The sequence below is a fragment of the Blautia sp. MSK.20.85 genome (assembly GCF_013317245.1).
In the GTDB taxonomy this organism is placed as follows: Bacteria; Bacillota; Clostridia; order Lachnospirales; family Lachnospiraceae; genus Blautia_A.
In genome coordinates this window covers 14,984-40,459 of sequence record NZ_JAAIUN010000002.1, presented here as the reverse complement: position 1 = coordinate 40,459, position 25,476 = coordinate 14,984, and the positions used below count along the sequence as shown (strand labels likewise).

General features: G+C 45.8%; 22 protein-coding genes. 20 read left to right on the top strand and 2 right to left on the bottom strand.

Annotated elements, in window-relative coordinates:
* Positions 1–7: 7 nt before the first annotated feature.
* From G5B12_RS01410 to feoB, 16 genes are all read left to right on the top strand, one after another.
* Positions 8–853: a SpoIIIAH-like family protein gene (locus G5B12_RS01410; protein ID WP_021976826.1), complete on the top strand. Its 846-nt coding sequence runs from the start codon at positions 8–10 to the stop codon at positions 851–853.
* 87 nt (positions 854–940) lie between these two features.
* On the top strand, positions 941–2,530 hold the full coding sequence (locus tag G5B12_RS01405) for a peptide chain release factor 3 (RefSeq protein WP_021976827.1): 1,590 nt from the start codon (positions 941–943) through the stop codon (positions 2,528–2,530).
* An 80-nt stretch (positions 2,531–2,610) separates the two neighbouring features.
* Positions 2,611–2,997, top strand: coding sequence for an Asp23/Gls24 family envelope stress response protein (locus tag G5B12_RS01400; RefSeq protein WP_015524453.1), 387 nt, complete (start codon positions 2,611–2,613; stop codon positions 2,995–2,997).
* A gap of 32 nt (positions 2,998–3,029) precedes the next feature.
* A complete protein-coding gene (gene nusB, locus G5B12_RS01395; protein ID WP_021976828.1) occupies positions 3,030–3,506 on the top strand; it encodes a transcription antitermination factor NusB in 477 nt (158 codons plus the stop codon).
* Entirely contained in the window at positions 3,503–4,708 is a 1,206-nt protein-coding gene (gene xseA / locus G5B12_RS01390; RefSeq protein ID WP_021976829.1) for an exodeoxyribonuclease VII large subunit, read from the top strand. The genes nusB and xseA overlap by 4 nt, the downstream gene beginning before the upstream one ends.
* Entirely contained in the window at positions 4,708–4,932 is a 225-nt protein-coding gene (gene xseB / locus G5B12_RS01385) for an exodeoxyribonuclease VII small subunit (protein ID WP_021976830.1), read from the top strand. Before xseA ends, xseB begins: the two co-directional genes overlap by 1 nt.
* The gene (locus G5B12_RS01380) at positions 4,922–5,809 is read left to right on the top strand and encodes a polyprenyl synthetase family protein (protein ID WP_118063044.1); all 888 of its coding nucleotides are present in this window, start codon (positions 4,922–4,924) and stop codon (positions 5,807–5,809) included. Before xseB ends, G5B12_RS01380 begins: the two co-directional genes overlap by 11 nt.
* A 22-nt stretch (positions 5,810–5,831) precedes the next feature.
* Positions 5,832–7,718 carry a 1-deoxy-D-xylulose-5-phosphate synthase gene (gene dxs / locus G5B12_RS01375; RefSeq protein WP_021976832.1) on the top strand — a complete coding sequence of 629 codons (1,887 nt, stop codon included), beginning with the start codon at positions 5,832–5,834 and terminating at the stop codon, positions 7,716–7,718.
* Positions 7,719–7,800: 82 nt separating this feature from the next.
* Positions 7,801–8,610, top strand: a complete 810-nt coding sequence (locus tag G5B12_RS01370) for a TlyA family RNA methyltransferase (RefSeq protein WP_021976833.1) — start codon at positions 7,801–7,803, stop codon at positions 8,608–8,610.
* Positions 8,611–8,633: 23 nt separating this feature from the next.
* Positions 8,634–9,494, top strand: coding sequence for an NAD(+)/NADH kinase (locus G5B12_RS01365; RefSeq protein WP_021976834.1), 861 nt, complete (start codon positions 8,634–8,636; stop codon positions 9,492–9,494).
* Between the two features lie 16 nt (positions 9,495–9,510).
* Positions 9,511–9,972, top strand: a complete 462-nt coding sequence (gene argR / locus G5B12_RS01360) for an arginine repressor (protein WP_174087623.1) — start codon at positions 9,511–9,513, stop codon at positions 9,970–9,972.
* A gap of 42 nt (positions 9,973–10,014) precedes the next feature.
* Entirely contained in the window at positions 10,015–11,700 is a 1,686-nt protein-coding gene (gene recN / locus G5B12_RS01355) for a DNA repair protein RecN (protein ID WP_174087622.1), read from the top strand.
* Positions 11,701–11,808: 108 nt separating this feature from the next.
* Positions 11,809–13,017: a SpoIVB peptidase gene (gene spoIVB / locus G5B12_RS01350; RefSeq protein WP_021976837.1), complete on the top strand. Its 1,209-nt coding sequence runs from the start codon at positions 11,809–11,811 to the stop codon at positions 13,015–13,017.
* A 325-nt stretch (positions 13,018–13,342) separates the two neighbouring features.
* Positions 13,343–14,149, top strand: a complete 807-nt coding sequence (spo0A, locus tag G5B12_RS01345; protein WP_118063038.1) for a sporulation transcription factor Spo0A — start codon at positions 13,343–13,345, stop codon at positions 14,147–14,149.
* Positions 14,150–14,207: 58 nt separating this feature from the next.
* Complete coding sequence (glgA, locus tag G5B12_RS01340; protein WP_119248070.1) at positions 14,208–15,653, top strand: glycogen synthase GlgA; 1,446 nt, start codon at positions 14,208–14,210, stop codon at positions 15,651–15,653.
* Between the two features lie 321 nt (positions 15,654–15,974).
* Positions 15,975–18,353: a ferrous iron transport protein B gene (gene feoB, locus G5B12_RS01335; protein ID WP_021976841.1), complete on the top strand. Its 2,379-nt coding sequence runs from the start codon at positions 15,975–15,977 to the stop codon at positions 18,351–18,353.
* Positions 18,354–18,363: 10 nt separating this feature from the next.
* Here feoB and G5B12_RS01330 read toward each other — a convergent pair whose 3' ends face one another.
* Positions 18,364–19,239, bottom strand: coding sequence for a LysR family transcriptional regulator (locus G5B12_RS01330; RefSeq protein WP_021976842.1), 876 nt, complete (start codon positions 19,237–19,239; stop codon positions 18,364–18,366).
* A 143-nt stretch (positions 19,240–19,382) separates the two neighbouring features.
* Between G5B12_RS01330 and G5B12_RS01325 the strand changes: the two genes are divergently transcribed.
* Genes G5B12_RS01325 through G5B12_RS01315 form a run of 3 tightly spaced genes read left to right on the top strand, consistent with a single transcriptional unit; the run spans position 19,383 to position 21,780 of the window.
* A complete protein-coding gene (locus G5B12_RS01325; RefSeq protein ID WP_118063034.1) occupies positions 19,383–20,849 on the top strand; it encodes a UbiD family decarboxylase in 1,467 nt (488 codons plus the stop codon).
* Complete coding sequence (locus tag G5B12_RS01320; protein WP_174087621.1) at positions 20,846–21,415, top strand: UbiX family flavin prenyltransferase; 570 nt, start codon at positions 20,846–20,848, stop codon at positions 21,413–21,415. The genes G5B12_RS01325 and G5B12_RS01320 overlap by 4 nt, the downstream gene beginning before the upstream one ends.
* The gene (locus G5B12_RS01315; RefSeq protein ID WP_021976845.1) at positions 21,400–21,780 is read left to right on the top strand and encodes a prenylated flavin chaperone LpdD; all 381 of its coding nucleotides are present in this window, start codon (positions 21,400–21,402) and stop codon (positions 21,778–21,780) included. Before G5B12_RS01320 ends, G5B12_RS01315 begins: the two co-directional genes overlap by 16 nt.
* Before the next feature lie 258 nt (positions 21,781–22,038).
* On the opposite strand, the gene G5B12_RS01310 is transcribed toward G5B12_RS01315, so the two are convergent.
* The gene (locus G5B12_RS01310; RefSeq protein ID WP_174087620.1) at positions 22,039–23,415 is read right to left on the bottom strand and encodes an MATE family efflux transporter; all 1,377 of its coding nucleotides are present in this window, start codon (positions 23,413–23,415) and stop codon (positions 22,039–22,041) included.
* Positions 23,416–23,865: 450 nt separating this feature from the next.
* On the opposite strand from G5B12_RS01310, the gene G5B12_RS01305 reads away from it, so the two are divergent.
* A complete protein-coding gene (locus tag G5B12_RS01305) occupies positions 23,866–25,356 on the top strand; it encodes an AAA family ATPase (RefSeq protein ID WP_118063032.1) in 1,491 nt (496 codons plus the stop codon).
* Positions 25,357–25,476: the final 120 nt, after the last annotated feature.

The window sequence follows — 25,476 nt, the reverse complement described above, 5'->3', positions numbered from 1 at the left end:
AGTAGAAGTGAAAAAGATCATGAAGAAAAACCAGGTAATCATCACCTCGCTGGCCATTTTGATCGCGGTGGCCGGGTATCTGAATTTCGCAGATGTGGATCTGGGATTTAAAGATAAGGAGGCAAGCACCGACAGCAGCAGTATCCTGGACGATGTGAATTATGACCTGACCGATGAAACAGCCCTTCTGGATGAGAACGGGGCAGATGGCACAACCCAGTCGGAGGTGATGGATACCGCATCTCCGGGCGAAGCCGTACTTACCGGTGCGTCGGATTTTGCGGCGCAGGCGAAAATCAGCAGAGAACAGGTGCGCTCTCAGAACAAGGCGGACCTGCAGGCGATCATCAGCAATAAGGATATCAGCGATGAAGAAAAACAGAATGCCATCAATACCATGGTTTCCATGACAGATCTTACAGAAAAAGAGTCGGCAGCAGAACTTCTTCTGGAAGCGAAGGGCTTTGAGAATGTGATCGTAAATCTGACGGGAGAAACTGCGGATGTGGTAGTGCCGGATGCGGATCTTGAAGATGTAAAACGTGCACAGATCGAGGATATTGTAAAACGGAAAACCGGTGTGGCAGCAGAGAGTATTGTGATCACGCCTCTGAGCCAGAGTAAAGAAGCGGCAGATGATAATACATCAGATGCCCCGGATACAGCAGCGGACGCAGCAGGTGCGGAAAATGCCACAGACACAAAAGATACAGCGGGGAGTGAGGGCAATGAAGCGCAGGATACCGCTGCATCAGCAGAAAGTGATCCTGCAGATTCAGGATCAGAGGACAAAGAGACAGCAGCAGGTGCTCAGAATGATCCTACCATTGATACAGAGGGAATTTACGACTGAATTGCCTTGACAGCAAAGCCTTGTCTATACTAGAATAGGTAAGGTTATAGTAAAATAGAGATATCAGAGAATATACAGGAGGCTCACGTGTCGAAGTATACGAAAGAAATAGAAAAAAGAAGAACTTTTGCCATCATCTCCCATCCGGATGCCGGTAAAACAACATTGACAGAAAAATTTCTGCTGTATGGAGGGGCCATCAATCTGGCCGGAAGCGTAAAAGGTAAGGCTACGGCCCGCCATGCAGTATCAGACTGGATGGAGATCGAGAAGGAGCGAGGTATTTCCGTCACCTCTTCCGTACTTCAGTTCCATTATGACGGATATTGTATCAACATTCTGGATACACCGGGACATCAGGATTTCTCCGAGGATACTTACCGTACACTGATGGCAGCGGATTCCGCAGTCATGGTCATCGATGGTTCCAAAGGTGTTGAGGCACAGACACGTAAACTTTTTAAAGTCTGTGTTATGAGACACATCCCGATCTTTACTTTTATCAATAAGATGGACCGAGATGCAAATGATACGTTTGATCTTCTGGATGAGATCGAAAAAGAGCTTGGTATTGCTACTTGTCCGATCAACTGGCCGATTGGTTCCGGTAAGAAATTCCGAGGAGTTTTTGACCGTAATACAAAGAAGATCCTTACCTTCTCCGATACACAAAAAGGTACCAAGGAAGGTGTGATCGAAGAGATCGATATTGATGATCCGCATGCAGATGAGATCATGGATCCGGAGCAGAAAGAGCAGCTGATGGAAGAAATTGAGCTTCTGGATGGCGCAAGTGCGGAGTTTTCCCAGGAAGAAGTCAGCAAAGGACAGCTGACACCGGTATTTTTCGGTTCCGCTCTTACTAACTTCGGTGTGGAGACATTCCTGGAGCATTTCCTGAAGATGACCACCTCTCCGCTTCCGAGAACTGCTGACTGCGGACCGATAGATCCGATGAGCGATGATTTTTCAGCCTTTGTATTTAAGATCCAGGCAAATATGAACAAGGCTCACAGAGACCGTATCGCATTTATGAGGATCTGTTCCGGCAAGTTTGACGCGACCAAGGAAGTTTATCATGTTCAGGGTGACAAGAAAATGCGCCTTCTTCAGCCGCAGCAGATGATGGCGGAATCCCGCCATGTTGTGGACGAGGCTTATGCAGGTGATATCATCGGTGTCTTTGATCCGGGTATCTTTTCCATTGGAGATACGATCTGTACGCCTGGAAAGAAATTTGCTTTTGAAGGAATCCCGACTTTCGCACCGGAGCATTTTGCACGTGTACGTCAGATCGATACCATGAAGAGAAAACAGTTTGTAAAAGGTATCAACCAGATCGCTCAGGAAGGTGCAATCCAGATATTCCAGGAGTTTAATACCGGTATGGAAGAGATCATCGTGGGCGTTGTAGGTGTCCTTCAGTTTGATGTCCTGAAATATCGTCTGGAGAATGAGTATAATGTAGATATCCGCCTTGAAACACTTCCATATGAGCATATCCGCTGGATCGCCAACAAGGAAGCTGTGAAAGTAGACAAGATCGTGGGAACTTCAGATATGAAGAAAGTCACAGATCTTAAGGGAAATCCGCTGCTTCTCTTTGTCAATGCATGGAGCGTTGGTATGGTTGAGGACAGAAACCCGGATCTGGTACTGACAGAATTCAGTAAATAAGCCCTTTTATTTCATAACATTTTTTGGTATAATAGTATAAAATTACGAACAAAAATATTATATCCGTAGGAGGGTTTCCCATGGCAGAAAAAAGAACAACATATAAGATACAGGATCTGGGCGGAATCGGTGAAGTCCACATTGCAGATGAGGTTGTTGCGATCGTTGCAGGACTTGCGGCAACAGACGTGGATGGAGTTGCTTCCATGGCAGGAAATATCACCAATGAGCTGGTAAGTAAACTTGGAAAGAAGAACCTGTCCAAGGGTGTGAGAGTAACCATTCTGGAAGGCGTCGTTACCGTGGATCTGTCACTGAATATCGAGTATGGCAGAAACATTCTTGAGACAAGCAAGAAGGTTCAGGAGAAAGTGAAATCCGCTATCGAGAATATGACAGGACTTGAGGTTGCAGATGTAAATATTCATATTGCCAGCGTGGATATGGAGAACGAAAAAGGAAAGTAAACCTTTCCTTTTTTCCGTCTTAGGAGGAAATTATGAGAAGAAGAGAACAGAGAGAACATGTATTTAAACTTATGTTTATGACAGAGTTTAATTCAGAAGAAGAGATGACAGAACAGCTCTCTCTTTATTTTGAGGGTCTTGGAGAACTTTCAGAGCAGGACCAGGAATATATGAAGAAAAAGTATGCACATGTGAAGGAGCATCTGGAAGAGATCGATGCACAGCTGAACAGTGCGAGCCGTGGCTGGAAGACCAAACGTATGAGCCGTGTGGATCTCGCGGCACTTCGTCTGGCAGTATATGAGATGGAATATGATGAGGATGTACCGACAGGAGTAGCGATCAATGAAGCGGTAGAACTTGCCAAGAGATTTGGCGGAGATGCTTCCGGTTCTTTTGTAAACGGAGTCCTTGGAAAGATCGCATCCGAAAAGGAAGAGAAGAAAAACGAGGAGGAGACTGCTGACACAGAAGAGAAAGCAGCAGAAACCCCAGAAGAGAACGCATGAGAAACGTCTATTCTGTCGGCCAGGTAAACCATTATGTCAAGAATATGTTTACTCAGGATTACTTTCTCCGTAAAGTCTATGTAAAGGGAGAAGTATCCAATTGTAAATATCATACCAGCGGGCATATCTATTTTTCCCTGAAGGATGAAACAGGTACATTAAGCTGTGTGATGTTTGCGGGGCATCGTCGTGGCCTTGCTTTTCGCATGAAGGACGGAGATAAGGTAGTTGTAGGTGGTGCTGTAGACGTATATGAGAGAGACGGGCGTTATCAGCTCTATGCGAAAGAAATCACACTGGAGGGCGCCGGTGCTCTCTATGAGCGGTATCTGGCACTGAAACAGGAGCTTGAGGATATGGGAATGTTTGCCCAGGAATATAAGCAGCCTATTCCTCATTTTATCCATACTCTTGGCGTGGTGACAGCACCTACCGGTGCGGCAGTACAGGATATCCGCAATATTGCAGGCAGAAGGAATCCGTATCTGCAGGTGATCCTCTACCCGGCACTTGTGCAGGGAGAAGGAGCGGCACAGAGTATTGTGAAGGGAATCCGGATGCTGGATGAAGCAGGGGTGGACGTGATCATCGTTGGCCGTGGAGGTGGCTCTATTGAAGATCTCTGGGCTTTTAACGAGGAGAGCGTGGCCCGTGCTATTTTTGAGTGCAGAACACCTGTGATTTCGGCAGTGGGACATGAGACGGATTTTACCATTGCGGATTTTGTGGCAGACTTACGGGCACCTACACCATCAGCTGCAGCAGAGCTGGCAGTAGATGATTTTCGCAGTGTCCTGGAGAATTTCCGTATGTACGGAGATCGTCTGCAGCGTGCCATGAACAGTAAGACAGCTCTTTTTTCTGCAAGACTTAAGTCCTATGAGACCAGATTTCAGTATCTGAGTCCGGAGTCCATGCTGCGGGAAAAACGCCAGTATGCATCAGATATGGAGGAACGTCTGCGTTCTTTCATGGAACAGAAGCTTACAGAGAAAAGACATGAACTGGCAATATGGATCCAGCGTTTTGAAGGGCTTTCCCCATTAAGAAAGTTAAATGGAGGATATGCCTTCGTGTCCGACGAAGGAGGACATGCAGTGACAGAGATCAGCCAGATAAAAAAGGGTGACAGGATTTCCATTGCAGTAACCGACGGAGTTATAGAAGCAGTTGCGGATCGCATCAGGAAGGAAGAGCGATAATGGCAGAGACAGAAGAAAAGAAAGAAGAGAGATCCATAGAAGAAACTTTTGGGGAGCTTGATCAGCTTGCCCGGAAGCTTGAGGATAAAGATACCCCTCTGGAAGAGTCTTTCCGTCTCTACAGACAGGGAATGGAGCTTCTTAAGGATCTGAACGGAAGACTGGACACTGTAGAAAAAAAGATGCTTCAGATGAATGAGGATGGGACATTTCGTGAATTTTAATGAAGAACTGAAAAAAAGAACAGAAGAAGCGGAACGCGTGATCCGGAAATATCTTCCGGAAGAATCCGGTTTTGCGAAAACCATGGCAGAGGCCATGAATTACAGTATGACGGCAGGCGGAAAGAGACTTCGCCCGATCCTGATCCGGGAAACCTATCGTCTGTTTGGAGGAGAGGGTGTGCTCTGTGAGCCCTTTATGGCGGCGATGGAGATGATCCATACACATTCGCTGATCCACGATGATCTTCCGGCATTGGATAATGATGATTATCGGAGGGGAAGGCTGACTACACATAAGGTATATGGAGAGGCCATGGGCGTTTTAAGCGGCGTGGCACTTTTAAACAGAGCCTATGAGGTGATGATTTCCGCTTTCGACCTGACTGAAGATAAAGAACGTGTGATAGCTGCCATGCGGATCATGGCAGATAAGACAGGCATTAACGGTATGCTTGGAGGACAGAGTGTGGATGTGGAGAATGACGGCAAACCTCTGGAACGTGAGATGCTGGATTATATTTACAAGAACAAGACCTCCGCACTGATCGAGGCTTCTATGATGACCGGCGCCGTGCTGGCAGGGGCATCGGAGGAAGAACTTGAAGTTGTGGAGCAGGCTGCAGAGAACATCGGGCTGGCTTTTCAGATCCAGGATGATATCCTTGATGTGACCAGTACCCAGGAGGAACTGGGAAAACCGATCCACAGTGATGAGAAGAACAATAAGGTTACCTATGTAAGCCTCATGGGAGCCCCGGCAGCAGCCGGCAAGGTTAAAGAACTTTCTGAACATGCGGTAGAGCTTTTAAACAGTCTTGACAGGAAGAACGAATTTCTGGATCTTCTTGTGGAAAGTCTTATCAGCCGCAGGAAATAGAAGGAATAAAGGAAGGTTACGAATGATTCTGGAAAAAATTAAAAAGCCAAATGATATTCATAAAGTTTCATTGGAGGATTTTCCGCGCCTTGCCGAGGAAATCAGGAGCTTTTTGATCCAGAGTGTAAGTGAGACAGGCGGCCATCTGGCATCCAATCTGGGTGTGGTGGAGCTGACCCTTGCTCTGCATAATGTGCTTGATTTTCCACAGGATAAACTGATCTGGGATGTGGGACATCAGGCTTATACGCATAAGATTCTTACAGGCAGGAAAGATGGCTTTAAGGATCTTCGTAAAGAGGGAGGCTTAAGTGGCTTCCCGAAGAGAAATGAAAGTGACTGTGATTCTTTTGATACCGGACACAGTTCCAATTCCATTTCCGCAGGACTTGGTTATGTCCGTGCCAGAGATCTGCGGGGAGAGAAACACCATGTGGTTTCTGTCATCGGAGATGGTGCGCTTACCGGCGGAATGGCATATGAAGCATTAAACAATGCAGCTGAGCTGAAGACGAATTTTATTATCATCATCAATGATAACAACATGTCCATTTCCAAGAATGTAGGAGGAATGTCCACCTATTTAAGTGCCCTGCGTACAGCGGAGACTTACACGGGAATGAAAATCGGCGTGACAAAAACGCTCAAAAAAATTCCACATGTTGGAACTGCCGTGGTGGATACGGTCCGCAAAACCAAGAGCAGTATTAAGCAGCTGATCATTCCCGGAATGCTTTTTGAAAATATGGGTCTGACTTATCTTGGACCGGTAGACGGCCATAATATGCGTCAGATGATGAAGCTTTTTAATGAGGCAAAAAGAGTGGAGGGACCGGTGGTTGTCCATGTCCTTACGGAAAAGGGCAGAGGTTATGGACCGGCATCTTCCCATCCGGAGCGTTTTCATGGAACCGGTCCTTTTGAGATCAAAAGCGGCAGACCTCTTGCAGAAAAAACAGCGCCCACATATACGGACTGTTTTTCCAGCGCAATATGTTCTGTGGCAGAGAAGAACCGGAAAGTAGTTGCCATTACGGCTGCCATGCCCGATGGGACCGGACTGAACCGGTTCCGGAAGAAATTCCCGGAGCGTTTTTTTGACGTGGGGATTGCGGAAGAGCATGCGGTAACCTTTGCGGCAGGGCTGGCTCTTGGAGGAATGATCCCGGTTTTTGCGGTCTATTCTTCGTTTTTGCAGAGAGGAATCGATCAGATCCTCCACGATGTATGCATGCAGAACCTTCATGTGATCTTTGCTATTGACAGGGCAGGCTTTGTGGGGGCGGACGGAGAAACACATCATGGATGCTTTGACCTTTCCTATCTGTCTATGATTCCCAATATGACTGTTATGGCTCCCAAGAATGGGAAAGAACTAGAAGAGATGCTGAAATTTGCAGTAGAAGAGCTGGATGGTCCCTGTGCGATCCGTTATCCGAAGGGAACGGCATGTACAGATATGGAAGAGCATGATGAACCACTTAAGAGGGGCAGAAGCGAAGTGATCACTCCGGGCAGTGAGATCGCTGTTCTCGGTGTCGGAAGTATGGTTTCTGTCTGTCAGAAAGTCTGTAGGGAGATAAGAGATCACGGAATCGCAAGATCTACATTTGTCAATGTACGTTTTGTAAAGCCGCTGGATACCAGCCTTCTTGACCGGCTTTCACAGAACCACAGTCTTTTGGTCACTGTGGAGGAGAATGTAAAAAGCGGTGGATTCGGAGAACATGTATCTGCTTATATGGAGGCCTGTCATCCGGAAGTTAGAGTGCTTCCTCTGGCAATACCGGATCACTTTATTGAACACGGAACTGTGGACAGTCAGCGGATGAAAACTGGTTTGAATGTACAGGCAGTCCTGGATGCTGTAGAACAGAGCTGGGAAGATATTGGGAATAACAGAAAATAAAAGAGACAGCCTTTGCAGGGAAAAGGACTTGCAGGGCATTTTACAGCCCGGCACATAAAGAGCCGGGCTGTTGGAGGATAACATGAAAAAAAGACTGGATATCATGATGGTGGAACAGGGACTTGCACCGTCAAGGGAAAAAGCAAAAGCTTATATCATGGCCGGGGAAGTATATGTCAATGGTCAGAAAGAGGACAAGGCAGGTTCTATGTTTGCGGAAACTGCCAAGCTGGAGGTAAGAGGAAAAACCCTTCCCTATGTCAGCAGAGGCGGACTGAAACTGGAGAAGGCCATGAAAAATTTCGGTGTAACGCTGAAAGATAAAGTATGTATGGATGTAGGAGCATCTACAGGTGGATTCACAGACTGTATGCTTCAGAACGGAGCGGTTAAAGTTTATTCTATTGATGTGGGATACGGCCAGCTGGACTGGAAACTCCGAAATGATCCAAGAGTTGTATGTATGGAAAAGACAAACATCCGTTATGTAGTACCGGAAGATCTGGAAGGACCGGCAGCATTTTCTTCGATAGATGTTTCTTTTATTTCCCTGACAAAAGTTCTTCTTCCTGTAAGAAATCTTCTCACAGAAGATGGAGAGATCGTATGTCTTATCAAACCGCAGTTTGAGGCAGGCAGAGAAAAAGTTGGAAAGAAAGGTGTTGTCCGTGATCCGAAAGTTCATGAGGAAGTCATTGAGAAAGTCAGAGATTATGCCATGAGTATTTCCATGGAACCCTGTCATCTTTCCTTTTCCCCGATCAAGGGACCGGAGGGAAATATTGAATACCTCCTTCATCTGAAAAAACATCCGGAAGGAACAGAAGTTCCCATGAGTCTTGACATATCCGTAGAGGATGTGGTAAAGGAAGCACACGGCCAGCTGGACTGATGTTTGGAAAGGACTGAAGCAATATGGACAGATTTTATATAATTCCAAACAGTGCCAAGGATCCGGAACTGACATTTTCCAATATGATCATCGACTATCTGGAAGAACACGGCGCCAGGTGCCATGTGCAGAAGATCACCGAAAAAATGGAAGGACCATACCATTATACAGATCCGGACGGGATTCCCGAGGATACACAGTGCATTATCGTACTGGGCGGAGACGGGACACTTCTGCAGGCTGCAAGGGACGTGGTACATCTGGATATCCCTCTTCTCGGAATCAATCTGGGTACTTTGGGATTTCTTGCAGAGGTGGATAAAAATTCCGTATATCCGGCACTGGACAGACTTCTGACAGATGATTATGAGCTGGAAGAGCGGATGATGCTGGAGGGGAAGATCTATCGGGGAGATGAACTTGTCGGAAAGGATATTGCCTTAAACGACATTGTGATCGGAAGAGAAGGACATCTCCGTGTGATCCGTTTTAAGAATTATGTCAATGATTCATATATGAATTCCTACAATGCGGATGGAATCATCATCTCCACGCCAACCGGTTCCACCGGCTACAGCCTGTCGGCAGGAGGACCTGTGGTTTCCCCGAGTGCCAGTATGATGATCATGACACCTATTGCGCCTCATACTATGAATACCCGAAGTATCATTCTTTCCGGGGAAGAGGCAGTTACTGTGGAGATCGGCGAGGGAAGACATAATACCATTGAGAAAGCGGTGGCATCTTTTGACGGGGATACCCAGATATCCATGGTCACCGGTGACAGGATCGTCATCCGGAAAGCCACAGTCAGGACAAAGATCCTCAAGCTGAACCATCTGAGTTTTGTGGAGGTTCTGAGACAGAAAATGAGCAACAGCTGATGCAGGAGGTTCAATTTTGAAAGTAGCAAGACATGAAAAAATTATCGAACTGATCCGTCAGTACGAGATTGATACACAGGAAGAACTTGCGGCAAGACTGAATGAGGCCGGTTTCAAGGTTACACAGGCTACCGTATCCAGAGACATCCGTGCTCTGAAGATGACAAAAGTTGCAGGCAGCAATGGAAAATCCAGATATGCAATTCTGGAAGAACACACACCGGATGTGTTAAGTGACAAATATTCCAGAGTCCTGAAAGACGCAGTGATCTCCATGAATATCGGACAGAATATCGTAGTGATAAAAACGATTCCGGGAATGGCAATGGCTGCGGCTGCGGCTCTTGATGCAATGAAATGGCCGGAGATCCTGGGATGTATTGCCGGAGATGACACTATCATGTGTGTGGTAAAAACTTCCGAACAGGCACCTGGAGTAGTACAGAAGCTTGGCGGGATCTTATCCCGTGGAAAATAAAATGACAGAATATGCAAACGCTTTATACCAGAAAGGAAACCAATGTTAGTACATCTGCATGTAAAAAATCTTGCACTGATAGAGGAAACAGAGGTGGAATTCGGACCGGGATTAAATATCCTGACCGGTGAGACCGGAGCCGGAAAATCCATCCTGTTAGGATCCATACAGCTCATCCTGGGCGGAAAAACTTCCAGAAGCATGATCCGCGAAAATGCTTCTTATGCTTTGGTAGAGCTGTTATTTCAGGTTGAAAATACGAAAGCCAGAGAGTCCCTTGCGGCGCTTGACATCTATCCGGAGGACGGACAGGTTCTGATGTCCCGTAAGATCATGGATGGCAGAAGTATCAACAAGATCAACGGAGAGACAAGCACAGTCAGCCAGATGAAAGCAGCAGCAGCCTGCCTTCTGGACATTCACGGGCAGCATGAACATCAGTCCCTTCTTTACGGGGATCGCCAGCTGTCGATTCTGGACGTATACGGAAAAGAACGGATCCTTCCAGCCAGGGAGAAAGTCCGGGAAGCTTACCGGGAGTATCGGGCCTGCATGGATCAGCTGAAAGCGCTGGATATGGATGAGGAACAGCGTAACAGGGAAAAGGCCTTTCTGGAATTTGAGATCAATGAGATTGAAGAAGCAGCTCTTATTCCGGGCGAGGACGAAACGCTGGAAGACCGATACCGGAAATTGAGCAATGCCAGAAGGATCATGGAAACCGCACAGATGGTCCATGGGATGACCGGATATGAACAGGGCGCTGCGGACATGACCGGAAACGCTCTGAAAGAGTTTTCAAGAATTGTGGATTACGATAAGGAACTTGCGCCTTTGCAGGAAGCTCTCGGAGAAATCGATTCTCTTCTCAGCGACTTCTGCCGGGATCTGTCCTCTTATATGGACAGTCTTACTTTTGACGAAGAAACTTTTTTTGAAACAGAAAAACGTCTGGATCTGATCAACAGCCTGAAGGCAAAATACGGACAGACGATCCCGGAAATTTTGTCTTATCAGAAAGAACAGCAGGAAAAACTGGAAAAACTTCAAAAATTTGAAGAAAATTTCCAGTTTCTGAAAGAAAAACTTGTACAGTCAGAAAAGATTCTTGAAGAAGCTTCGCATGAACTTTCAGAAATCCGGAAAGAATACAGTAAACAGCTGGATGAAAAAATCATCGATGGATTGAAGGAGCTGAATTTTGCGGATGTGGATTTTTCTATCCGTTTTGACCGCAGGAAAAATTATACAGATAATGGTTATGATGCGGTAGAATATGAGATTTCCACAAACCCAGGTGAAAGCAGAAAACCGCTGGGGCAGATCGTATCCGGTGGTGAGCTTTCCAGGATCATGCTTGCCATCAAAGCGATCCTTGCAGATAAGGACCAGATCGATACGCTGATCTTCGATGAGATCGATACAGGAATCAGCGGCCGTACCGCGCAGAAAGTATCCGAAAAAATGGCAGTGATCGGACAGCACAGACAGGTGCTTTGTATCACCCATCTTCCGCAGATCGCGGCAATGGCAGATACCCATTTTGAGATTGAGAAACATGTGGAGGGAACAGAGACCATCACTCAGATCCATCCTCTTGAAGGAGAGGAATCCGTCCGAGAGCTTGCAAGACTCCTGGGCGGCGCAGAGATCACGCCGGCTGTTCTTGGAAATGCGAGAGAAATGAAGGAATTGGCACAGCAACAAAAAAATACAAGACTGAAATAAATCATACGTTACATACTAAGAGAGGACGGCCGAAAGGTCAGTCCTCTTTTTTAACCGAATGTGGATTGCGAATAGCCCCTTGTTAAAAAAATACAAAGGATGTGACGTATGATGAACAGAAAAAGGAAGTACCGCTATCTGATCCTGGCATTTCTTGCTCTGGATCTGATGCTGATGGGATGGCTGGGCTATCGGCTTCTGGATCGGAAGATTCCGGATCAGATCCTGGTAGATCATGAGAACAGCCGGGAGGTGGCAGGCCTTCTTGAGCGCCCTTTTGTCAGTTTTGATGATGCCATTACAGTCTCGGGGAAAGACAGCTATACTTTGCACTGCAGAGTTTTTGGAGTGATTCCTTTTAAGGATGTGAAAGTAAAACATACAACTGCAAAAGAAGTATACGTAAGCGGAGACGCAGTGGGCATCTATATGCAGACCAAAGGTGTCCTGATCATTGACACAGGTGAGATCCTCTCAGAAAGTGGTGAGACGGAAGAACCTGCCCGGGACATTGTAAAGCCGGGAGATTATATTGTGGCTTTTGATCAGAACAGGATCCAGTGCAAGCAGGATCTTATGGAGGATCTGGCTGCTCTTGACGGAGATTCTGTGATGTTGAAAGTCCGCAGGGGAAAAGAGACGATTCCTCTGTCTCTGACTCCGGTAAAAGATAAAGAAGGCAAATACAAACTGGGAATCTGGGTGCGGGATGATACACAGGGAATCGGAACGTTAACCTATGTGGATGAAGATGGAAGATTCGGCGCACTTGGTCATGGGATCAGCGATGTGGACACAGGTGAACTTTTAAGTATTGCAGACGGAAATCTTTATGATGCCCAGATTCTGGGAATCCGGAAAGGAGAAAAAGGAAATCCGGGAGAACTTTCCGGGCTGATCCGATACGACGCCGATAATATCCTGGGAGAAATTTCGGAAAACAGTAAAAATGGCATTTTTGGGATCATGGATGCCTGGCGGATGAAAAATCTGGATCTGAAAAAAATCCCCATAGGCTACAAACAGGATCTGAAAACCGGACCTGCGTCCATTCTCTGCTGTACAGATGGCGAAGTAAAAGAATATGCCGCAGAGATCACCAGGATCGATATGAACCATGAGGACTCCAACAAAAGCTTCGTGATCCGGATCACAGACAAAGAACTCCTGGAAAAAACCGGCGGGATCGTTCAGGGAATGTCCGGAAGCCCGGTGCTCCAGAATGGAAAACTCTTTGGTGCCGTGACTCATGTATTTGTGCAGGATTCTACCGGAGGGTATGGGATTTTTATAGAAAATATGACAGGTAATGCATAATCGGAAACTTTGGAAAGAGGCACAGAAAAACACGGAAAAATCCAGGAAAAGTGCCTCTTTTTTATATGGAAAAAAATGCCGGATACAGAAGGAAACGTCAGTATTTTAGTGAATTTTGTGATATAAAAGAGAAAAAATGTCGAAAAATATCGTACGAAAGTGAGGTAAAATAACTACTTTTATCTTGATTTTACCATAGGATTTCCACTATAATAATTTTGCCGCCAGCAAGGGGAAAGCGCAGGCAGCTAACAGTGTCGGTTACTGCCGTGGTGACAGGGGGTATGTCTGGAAACCCAAGGAGAGAGAAGTTAGGAGGGTCCTCATGGACAAATTAAATGTTGCAATTGCTGATGATAACGCGAAAATGACAGACATGCTCGGTCAGATGATCGAAGAAGATAAAGACCTTGAACTGGTCGGAAAAGCACACAACGGAGAAGAAATCTGTAACATAATCAAAGATAAGGAGCCGGATGTTGTGATTCTCGACATCATTATGCCGAAGATGGACGGCCTTTCCGTTATGGAGAAATTTTCCCATGACGCAAATGTCAAAAAAGTTCCAGTGTTTATCGTATTATCCGCAGTTGGACAGGAAAGGATTACAGAGGATGCATTCAGTCTTGGAGCAGACTACTATGTGTTGAAGCCTTTTGACAACACCACACTTTTAAACCGGATCAAACATATCCGGAAAATCGGGGAAAGAAGAGTGCGGGAGATTCCAAGGCCAGGTATCACAGAAACCAAAAAACCTCAGCCGGAGAGGAATCTGGAAACCGATGTGACGAATATCATTCATGAGATCGGAGTTCCGGCACATATCAAGGGATATCAATATTTAAGGGATGCGATCATCCTGTCTGTCAATGACATGGAAATGCTCAATTCCATCACCAAAGTTTTATATCCAACCATTGCGAAACGCCATCAGACAACGCCAAGCAGGGTGGAGCGGGCGATACGCCATGCGATCGAGGTGGCATGGAGCCGCGGAAAGATGGATACCATCGATGAATTGTTTGGATATACCGTAAGCACCGGAAAAGGGAAACCCACGAATTCAGAATTCATAGCACTGATTGCCGATAAAATCAGACTGGAATATAAAAATCGGTCTTTAAATTAGAGGAATTTTGGAGTATAATCATAAATAAAAACGGGTGTACCCAGGGAGGGGAATACAGATGAAAAAAATTCTGTTTGCTACATCAGAAGCAGTACCTTTTATCAAAACAGGAGGACTTGCTGATGTTGCCGGCTCACTGCCTAAGTGCTTTGACAAAAAATATTTTGATATCCGCGTGATCTTACCGAAATATGCCTGCATGAAACAGGAATGGAAAGATAAAATGGAGTATGTGACCCATTTTTATATGGATCTTGGATTCAAGAACTGCTATGTGGGAATCATGCAGATGCAGTATGATGGGATCCAGTTCTACTTCATTGACAATGAATATTATTTCAGCGGTCCGAAACCATATGACAGCGCACCGTGGGATCTTGAGAAATTTGCTTTCTTTTCCAAAGCTGTGTTATCAGTTCTTCCGGTGATCGGATTCAGACCGGATATCATTCACTGTCATGACTGGCAGACAGGACTTGTTCCGGTTTACCTTCATGATTCTTTCCAGCAGAATGAATTCTTCCGTGGAATCAAGACTGTTATGACAATACATAACCTGAAATTCCAGGGTGTATGGGATGTTAAGACTGTTAAGGATATTACAGGGCTTTCTGATTACTATTTTGCACCGGATAAACTGGAGGCGTATAAGGATGCCAACTTCCTGAAGGGCGGTATAGTATTTGCAGATGCGATCACCACAGTAAGTAATACTTACGCAGAGGAGATCAAAACACCATTCTACGGTGAAAAGCTGGATGGTCTTCTCAATGCAAGGGCCAACAGCCTGCGAGGTATTGTAAATGGTATTGATTACAATGAATTCAATCCGGAGACAGATCCAAACATCACCAGAAACTACAATGCGAAGAATTTCCGCAAGGAAAAGATCAAGAATAAGATCCAGCTTCAGAAAGATCTCGGACTTGAGCAGGATCCAAAGGCCATGATGATCGGTATCGTATCCCGCCTGACAGATCAGAAAGGATTCGATCTGATCGCTTACATCATGGATGAGCTTTGCCAGGATGCGGTTCAGATCGTTGTCCTCGGTACCGGTGAAGAACGCTATGAGAATATGTTCCGTCACTTTGACTGGAAATATCACGGCAAGGTATCTGCACAGATTTACTATGATGAGGCAATGTCTCACAGAATTTATGCAGCATCTGACGCATTCCTGATGCCGTCACTGTTTGAGCCATGTGGCTTAAGTCAGCTGATGAGCCTTCGTTATGGAACTCTTCCGATCGTCAGAGAAACCGGCGGTCTGAAGGATACGGTTATTCCATACAATGAATTCGAGGGAACAGGAACAGGATTTTCCTTCGTGAATTACAATGCACATGAAATGCTTGCTACGATCCGTTATGCAGAGAGTGTATATTATGATAAGAAGCGTGAATGGAATAAACTGGTAGATCGTGCAATGGCAGCAGATTTCTCCTGGAATAATTCCGCACGTCAGTATGAAGAGATGTATAACTGGCTGATTGGTGAGTAAGAATTTTTTGAAACAAATTCAAAGTAATAAGAGAGCACAGACGACAGGTAATATGTCGTTTGTGCTTTTTTAGTGAGGAGAATATGTTAGAAGATGTTTGCTGAAAAGATACAGTTTCTTGTCTGTTAAATTTAAATTAAATTAAAATGAGAAAAAATAAAAATGTTAATGATAAATAACTCATAAATTAATGTTATTTATATAAAACTTATCAGATTAATCAGTTATTGTCAAACAACTTGAAGTGTGTTACATTTATACTAGTGGATAATACAGACAGCTGTATTACCATATAAATTGTACTTATGATGAGGTGACGATATGACACTGGACAAATTAAAGACTGGAGAATGTGGCAGAATTATCAGTGTTCGTGGCGAGGGGGAGCTGAGACATCATCTTCTGGACATGGGGCTTACACCAGGGACAGAGGTGTCCCTTCGTAAAACCGCTCCTATGGGAGATCCGGTACAGCTTGTGCTGCGTGGATATGAGCTGACATTGCGGCTGGCAGAAGCTGCAAAGATTGAGATCGTTGGGATCGAATCGATGACAGAAACGAAGAAAGAGAGCGAACGGCATCAGCCAATTGCCCATCCTGGCGTTGGAGAGCTTGGAAAGGCCCGTGATTACCGTAAGAACCGGATTGGGGACACGATCCCCAAGGGAGAACCGATCACGTTTGCCCTGGCAGGTAATCAGAACTGTGGAAAGACAACACTTTTTAATCAGCTGACTGGTTCCAATCAGCATGTTGGAAACTTTCCAGGTGTAACTGTTGACAAGAAAGAAGGCAGTATCCGGAGACATCCGGAGGCGACAGTGACGGATCTTCCCGGAATTTATTCACTTTCTCCGTATTCCAGCGAGGAGATCGTAACAAGGGATTTTCTGCTGAATGAGAAACCTACAGGAATCATTAATATAGTAGATGCTTCCAATATTGAAAGAAATCTTTATCTTACCATGCAGCTGATGGAACTCGGAATTCCAATGGTGCTGGCGTTAAATATGATGGATGAGGTAAGGGCAAATGGAGGCTCTGTCCGGATCAATGAGTTGGAGGAGATCCTGGGTATACCGGTTGTTCCAATCTCAGCAGTAAAGAATGAGGGAATCGATGAGCTGATCGATCATGCGATTCATGTTGCAAGATATAGAGAAGCACCGGGAAGAATTGATTTCTGTACGGACAATCAGTCACCGAAGGATCCGGTAGGTGCGCTTCACAGATGTATCCATGCAACCGTTCATCTGATCGAACCCTATGCAAAAAAAGCAGGACTCCCTGTGCGTTTTGCAGCTACAAAGATCGTGGAGAAAGATCCGCTCATCGAAGAACGTCTGGCTTTGCCTGAAGGGGAAAAAAAGGTCCTTGGTGAGCTGGTACATGTCATGGAAAAAGATGGGGGCCTGGACCGTGAGGCAGCGCTTGCGAACATGCGCTTTGATTTTATTGAAAAGCTCTGTGAAAAAACTGTGGTAAAACCGGCAGAAAGCCGGGAACATAAACGAAGTGTAGCCATAGATCGTATCCTCACCGGAAAATATACAGCGATTCCCTGTTTCGTGGGAATTATGGCTTTTGTATTTGTGATGACGTTTAATTATCTGGGAGCCTGGCTTTCGGATGGAATGACCATGGCTGTGGACTGGGTAATTGCTCTTATCGGCAAGGGACTGGCAGCAGCAGGTGTCAGCTCAGTACTGCAGTCCCTGGTTGTAGATGGAATTTTAAGTGGTATCGGAAGTGTAATTGGATTTCTTCCCACCATTGTTACTTTGTTTTTTTTCCTGTCAATTCTGGAAGATACCGGATATATGGCCAGGGTGGCTTTTGTTATGGACAAACTTCTTCGAAAGATCGGACTTTCCGGAAGAAGTTTTGTGCCGATGCTGATCGGATTTGGATGTTCCGTACCTGCTATTATGGCAACAAGAACACTGTCCAGTGAACGTGACCGGAAGATGACGATTTTGCTGACTCCTTTTATGAGCTGCAGTGCCAAGCTTCCAATTTACGGACTTCTTACCAGTGCTTTTTTCCCGAAACAGTGGAGAGGCGTTGTGATGATCAGTCTTTATTTTGCAGGTATCCTTTGTGGTATTCTGTATGCGCTGATCCTGAAGAAAACCAAATATAAAGGTGAGCCGGTACCATTTGTCATGGAGCTCCCAAACTATCGTCTTCCCTCTGCAAAAAGCGTGGGACAGCTGATCTGGGAGAAAGCAAAGGGTTTCATTCAGAAAGCATTTACCATTATTTTTGCGGCAACGCTGATCGTATGGTTCCTGCAGAACTTTGATGCAGGCCTGCATCTGGTTTCCAGTGCAGATCAGAGCCTTCTGGCAAAGATCGGAAGTATTGTGGCACCACTTTTTGCCCCACTGGGCTTTGGTGACTGGAGAGTATCCACAGCATTGATTACCGGCTTTATGGCAAAAGAGAGTGTTGTGTCAACGCTGACAGTTCTTCTGGGCGGAAAGACGGCATTGCTTCAGACTTTGTTTACTCCGTTTACTGCTTATGTATTTTTGATCTTTACTTTGCTCTATACACCTTGTGTTGCAGCTATTGCAACTGTGCGGAGAGAGATGGGAACCGTAAGGGCCGCAGCAGGTATTGCACTGATGCAGTGTGCCACTGCATGGATCGTTGCATTTGTTGTACATGGTGTGGGAATGATGCTTGGATTATAGAAAAAATATTTTATATATGGCTTTTCACATACTGCAGAAAACATTCTGCGGAAGATGTGAGAGCCATATTTTTTTTATGGGCAACTCCAACGGATAATTTTTCCAGTCCGTTAATCGGGACTGCAGCAAGAGAAGGCTGACGGAAAAGCTGAAAGCTGCTTTCTGTAAGAAGACTGATTCCTTCACCAATTTCCACTGCGCTGACGATGGATTCTGCACGGGCAGTACGCAGGATCTGAGGATGGATCCCTGCATCATGAAAACTTTGCATGCAGAAACGGTAAATGGAAGTGTGTGGGGGCATCAGGATAAAAATTTCCCTTTTCAGTTCAGTAAGAGAGACCGTTTTTTTGGACGCAGAAGGATGATTTTTGGGAAGTACGGCAACCAACCGGTCTTCTGTGAGAACGTGAAAAGTATAAAGTTTCAGATCCAGCATGTGCTTCCGTACAAAAATCAGATCGAAAAGATTTTTTTCGAGGCCGGAGAGAAGATCCTGATCTTCCACCTCCTTCAGAGAGAAAGAAAGCTCCGGATGTGCGGCACAGAAACTGTGGATCACAGAAGTGAGATGGTACTGGGAGAGAAAAGGAAGGGTTCCGATATGAAGGGTCTGGGATTCACAGTCCTTAAAATGGGACACTGATTCCATGGAACGATGATACTGTCTGGAAATCTTAAGTGCTTCTTTATAAAAAAATTCCCCTGCAGGAGTAAGCACAGCAGTCCGTTTACTACGATCCCATAAGGTGAGGTCCAGTTCTTTTTCCAGTTTCATGATCTGTTTGGAAAGAGAGGACTGGGAGATATGCATGGTTTCCGCTGCATCAAAAAAAGTCCGGGACTGGACCGTGCAGATAAAATAGTCGATCTGTTCGAGAGTCATGATAACACCTGCCTTTCATAGGATATTGATTTTTAACCGAATCATTCCATATTGGAAACAATTATACCATAGAAAGAATTGATTGACCACGTGAAAAAGAGATAAAATAACATCAGGAAATAAAGAGAATGCAGGAGGTTTTTATGGCAGAGAAAGTAAGAGATTTAAGAAGTGCCCTGGCACTTCTGGAACGGATGCCGGATCAGCTGATCGAAACAGATGTGGAAGTAGATCCGATGGCAGAGCTTGCAGGTGTATACCGTTATGTAGGAGCCGGTGGAACAGTAAAGCGTCCTACAAAAGAGGGACCGGCCATGATCTTTAATCATGTGAAAGGACATCCGGATGCAAAAGTAGCCATCGGTCTTCTCGCAAGCAGGAAAAGAGTTGCTGCTTTACTTGATACCCAGCCGGAAAATCTTGGAAAGATGCTTTGTAAAAGTGTGGAGAATCCTGTTCCACCGATAGATTTTGAAGGGGATGCACCGTGTCAGCAGGTGATCCATAAAGCAACAGATCCGGATTTTGATCTGTACAAGCTGGTTCCGGCACCGACCAATACACCGGATGATGCTGGACCGTACATTACACTTGGTATGTGTTATGCCACACATCCGGATACTGGTGTACATGATGTGACGATTCACCGTCTCTGTATTCAGGGAAAAGATGAGCTTTCGATTTTCTTTACACCTGGGGCCAGACATATCGGAGCAATGGCGGAGCGTGCTGAGGAACTGGGACAGAAGCTTCCGATCTCTATCAGTATCGGAGTTGATCCCGCCATTGAGATCGGTTCCTGCTTTGAGCCGCCTACAACACCGCTGGGATATGATGAGCTTTCTGTGGCAGGGGCTTTGCGTGGAGAACCGGTGGAGCTTTGTAAATGTGTGACGGTAAATGAGCGTGCTATTGCAAATGCGGAATATGTGATCGAGGGAGAAGTGATCCCTGGAGTACGTGTAAAGGAAGATCAGAACAGCAATACCGGCTATGCGATGCCGGAGTTTCCGGGATATACTGGTCCTGCAAGTGACCAGTGCTGGCTGATCAAGGTAACTGCGGTAACGCATCGGGAGAAACCGATCATGCAGACCTGTATCGGACCAAGTGAAGAACATGTTTCCATGGCAGGAATTCCTACAGAGGCTAGTATCTATGGAATGGTGGAGAAGGCGATGCCGGGAAGACTTCAGAATGTATATTGCAGCAGTGCCGGCGGTGGAAAATATATGGCTGTTCTTCAGTTTAAGAAACTTTCTCCAAGTGATGAGGGCAGACAGCGTCAGGCTGCACTTCTTGCCTTTTCCGCGTTCAGTGAGCTGAAAAATGTATTCCTCGTAGATGAAGATGTGGACTGCTTTGACATGAATGATGTTCTCTGGGCAATGAACACAAGGTTCCAGGGGGATGTGGATGTGATCACCATTCCGGGTGTTCGATGCCATCCGCTGGATCCGTCCAATGATCCGGCATTTTCTCCAAGTATCCGGGATCATGGAATTGCATGCAAAACGATTTTTGACTGTACGGTACCTTATGATCTGAAAGATCATTTCCACAGAGCGCGTTTTATGGAACTGGATCCGGAGAAATGGCTGAAAAAATGAAAAAGAGAATTGTAGTCGGTGCGACAGGTGCAAGTGGCCTGCCGCTCCTTGTAAAATGTCTGGAGATTATCCGGGAGGATCCGGATTTTGAGTCTTATCTGATCATGAGTTCCAGTGCAGAACTGACTCTTCGGCAGGAGACGGAACTGGAAGTGAATGATGTGAAACGACTGGCTGATCATGTATGTGCACCGGAGGAAATTGGGGCAAAACCGGCCAGTGGTTCTTTTAAAACAGAGGGAATGCTGATCGTACCCTGCAGCATGAAGACGATTGCGGGTATCCACAGCGGCTATGCGGATAATCTGATCCTGCGTGCGGCAGATGTGACGATCAAGGAGCAGAGAACGCTGGTGCTGGCTGCCAGGGAAACGCCGTTAAGCGGGATCCATCTCCGGAATCTTTATGAGCTTTCCATGCTCCCGGGGGTGCGGATCATTCCGCCGATGATGACGTTTTATCATAAGCCGGAAAGTATTGATGATATGGTATATCATATTGCGGCGAAGCTTCTGGAGCCGTTTGGGATTGAAGCGAAGGAGTATCGTAGATGGAATGGATTGTGACGGAATGTATGGTGGCTGCGGGATGTCAGTTGGAGGTCAGTGCTGCATTGATCGGTGAGGATGTGCTTCTTTGCCTGCAGGGCGGGGAGCGACCGCATCTGGGGTGTGTGGTGCAGACGGAACCGAGGGTGTCTCTGTCAGGGGATGGTTCGGTGAGTGCGACTTCTTCGGTTTTGAATTTTCCGGGGCATAAGGATGAGGTGATCTGCAGATGGATGGCGGAGAAAGTTTCCGGAGAATTGAACAGGAGAGTTATTTGTACCGGGGGATTTCATAAAGATGGGATTTCGGCGGAGGAGATCCGGGAGGTGCAGGAGAGTGTTGGACGTTTGACAGAGTGTGTGATAAGAAGATTGCAGGTGTAGTTTGCGGGTTCGGTCTGGTGTACCGGGGAGGGAGTCGGGCGGAAGGTGTTGGTGCTGAACGGACGCCCGGGAGCCAGATACTGTCTCCCAGGCTGGCATTTCAAACCGGAAGGGACGGAGACGAACGTGAACGTTCTGTCCTGTTGAATTGACTGGAAATTTCATCCAATGAAAACACAGCAGGAGAGCGCAGCTTGATCTGCGCTCTCCTGCGTCCGTTTGTCAGTAAAAGTCAATACTCCACATCCACTCAATATTCTATTTATTATTCTCAAATATATCCTCACGGGTAATATTCTTAGCCCATTTTCCACTAAGATACCTCTTAATAACCCAAGGCCACTTCACAAATTCATCCGTACAGAGCAGAAAATACACCCACATAACCGGTAGCTTCAGTACAAATGCGGCGAAGAATCCAAGTGGTACTGCATATACCCACATATCAATGGTATCACAGATCAGGCCAAACTTCGTATCACCGCCTGCACGGAATACACCGGCGATCAGGGTTGTATTTACTGCAGTTCCCATAATGTAATAACAGTTGATCAGAAGCATATACTTCAGATAATGCATAGCCGTAGGAGTCAGGGAAGCAAACTTCATGATAAAAGGCGTAATAGCAAGAACGATCAGGCCGCCAAAAGCACCGGCGATCACTGTAAGTTTCAAAGTTTTGGAAGCATAATGCTTGGAACGCTCCAGATCTCCCTGGCCCATCACATTTCCAAGAAGGATACCACCTGCGCTTGCAATACCAAAACAGAAAACTGTACCAATATTACGGACAACCACAACCAGAGAATTGGCAGCAACTGCATCTGTGCCAAGATGCCCGAGGATCACCGAATACATGGAAAAACCAACACTCCAGGAAATATCATTGCCAAGAGCCGGCAGGGAAAGCCGTACAAAATCGCTGAACAGCAGCTTATTTTTAATAAACATATACCGAAGATCCAGCCGTACATTTTTACTGAAGGCGGAAACGATAAAACATGCGATCAGCTCCACGGTTCTGGAAAGCGCGGTAGCAATGGCAACACCAGTGGCTCCAAGTTTTGGAGCTCCGAAAAGGCCGAAGATAAATGTTGCGTTCAAAAGGATATTCAGCCCGAAAGCCAGCATATTCATGGCCATGCTGACAGTCACCCGCCCGATACTTCGAAGGACAGCCAGATAAACCTCCGTCATACCCCAGCAGATATAGGTGATACCCATAATGCGGATATAAGAAGAACCTATGGCCAGAAGTTCCGGGTCATTGGTGAACAGTTTCATCATCATCTGCGGCATGGTAAACGCAACCAGAGCCACAAGAATAGAGATGATCATGGAAAAACGAAGTGCAATTCCCTCAATGATCTGAATGGCTTTGTAATCCCCTTTTCCGTAATACTGGGCACAAAGCAGGGTAGCACCTGTACCAAGACCGTAGTATACCATGAACAGGACATTGGAATAATTTGCTGCCAGGGAAACTGCGGAGATGGATGACTGACCTACAAAGTTCAGCATGATAACGTCAGCAGAATTGACCGCTGCACTGAGCAGGTTCTGAATGATGATAGGGATGACAAGCTTAACGATCTGTGGATAAAAGTCATCCCGCTGCGAAAGTTGATTTTTCATTTCCTCCTCCAAAAAATATACGATCACAGCACCACGGAAATTAAAAATCCACAGGAACTGTAACTGTGTCGGCTTTTGTAAAAGAATAGTAAAAGTAGACATAGTTGCACAATAACACAGTTTACAGACAGTGTCAATCGGTAAACTGTAAAATTGTTTAAACAACTTATGGGAAAATGACGAAACAGTTATTTGGTGTAGAGTTATGTGGTAAAGGCGAATTGCGAATATCCGTTTGACGATGATGACAGAATGCAATAAGAAGAATATTTCATTGATTTTTATGCAAAAAATGTATAAAAAATCATATCAGCGGTTGTTGAGATCTTTAATCCGTGATACACTGAACGCAGACGGCTGTAAAGAGACTATGCTCAGAAATATGCGTCAGAACAGGATGCGAAGTCTGCTTTACAAAAGATATTTTTCAGAGAAAGAGGAGTAAAAAATATGCCAGTTTTTGATTTCAGCGCAGCACCGGCAGACGAAAATAAGACAAAGAGCCAGTGCACATATACAACATTTCGTTCCAATGAGACAAAAGCCACACCGGAGAAACCAGTGCTGATCCTGGATAACAGCAAAAGAGAATGGAAGCATCATTCCTGTGGATATTTTTCCAACCCTGCAAAGCAGACGGCATTTGAGTTCAAGGAAGAGGACGGTGTTTTTCCAGCAGATATTCTGAAGATTGATTCCCGTTTTACAAGTCTGATCAGATGGCTTGGAGAAAATCATATCAACATCCGCCTTTCCGGACAGAATACGGAAGAAGGATATGCTGTTTACAAAATCCGGGAGATCGCTTTTGGCGGTGGCACCAAGCTTTCTGCAGAAGATGGATTTCTTCAGTTTATGATCGAGCGTCTGTTTGCAAGCAGTGCACCTGCAGAAGTAAATGAGGACGATGAGGAGGAAGAAGACGGTGATGACATGAAGCTCACCAGCATTCAGAGTATCACCGACTTTATGACCTGTGCCGGAAAGACCATGCCGGATAATATCCGTCTCTGGGCGAGAAGAAACCTGGCAGTTGCCCGCTCCCATGAGGTTTCCCAGGAGGAAAGACGTCATGCTCAGAGAGCACTTTCCATCATGATGAACATTCAGTGGAAACATAATTACTTTGAGTCTATTGATCCCAAGGAAGCACGTCGTATCCTGGATGAGGAACTTTATGGAATGGAACGTGTAAAACAGAGGATTATTGAGACGATCATCCAGATCAACCGTACCCATACACTTCCTGCTTACGGACTGCTTCTGGTAGGACCGGCGGGTACCGGTAAATCTCAGATCGCCTATGCAGTTGCAAGGATCCTGAAAATGCCGTGGACAACTCTGGATATGAGTTCCATTAACGATCCGGAACAGCTGACCGGAAGTTCCCGTGTCTACGCAAATGCCAAGCCAGGAATCATCATGGAGGCTTTTTCCATGGCAGGAGAATCCAATCTGGTATTTATTATCAACGAGCTTGACAAGGCTGCATCAGGGAAAGGCAACGGAAATCCGGCAGATGTGCTTCTGACACTTCTGGATAATCTTGGTTTCACAGATAACTACATGGAATGTATGGTTCCGACCGTTGGTGTCTATCCGATTGCCACAGCCAATGACAAGGCACAGATCAGTGCTCCTCTGATGTCCCGTTTTGCAGTGATCGACATTCCGGATTACACACCGGAGGAAAAGAAGATCATCTTCTCCAGATTTGCACTTCCAAAAGTTCTGAAACGTATGAGCCTGAAGCCGGAAGAATGTATTGTAACCGATGAGGCGCTGGATGCAGTGATCAAGAAATTTGAGGACACTACAGGAATCCGTGATCTGGAGCAGGCGGCAGAGCATATCGCGGCCAATGCGCTGTATCAGATCGAGGTGGATCATGTGAAAGCCGTGACCTTTACCCCGGAGATGGTACAGGAGCTTCTGGACTGACGCAGGGATTTATTTTAGAATGATAAGAATGCTTCCGGAAAAATTTTCGGAAGCATTTTTTTACAAAATCAAGTAAGTCTCTTGTGGGAGTGCGAAAAGAGATAAGCAGTGGGTGGGGAC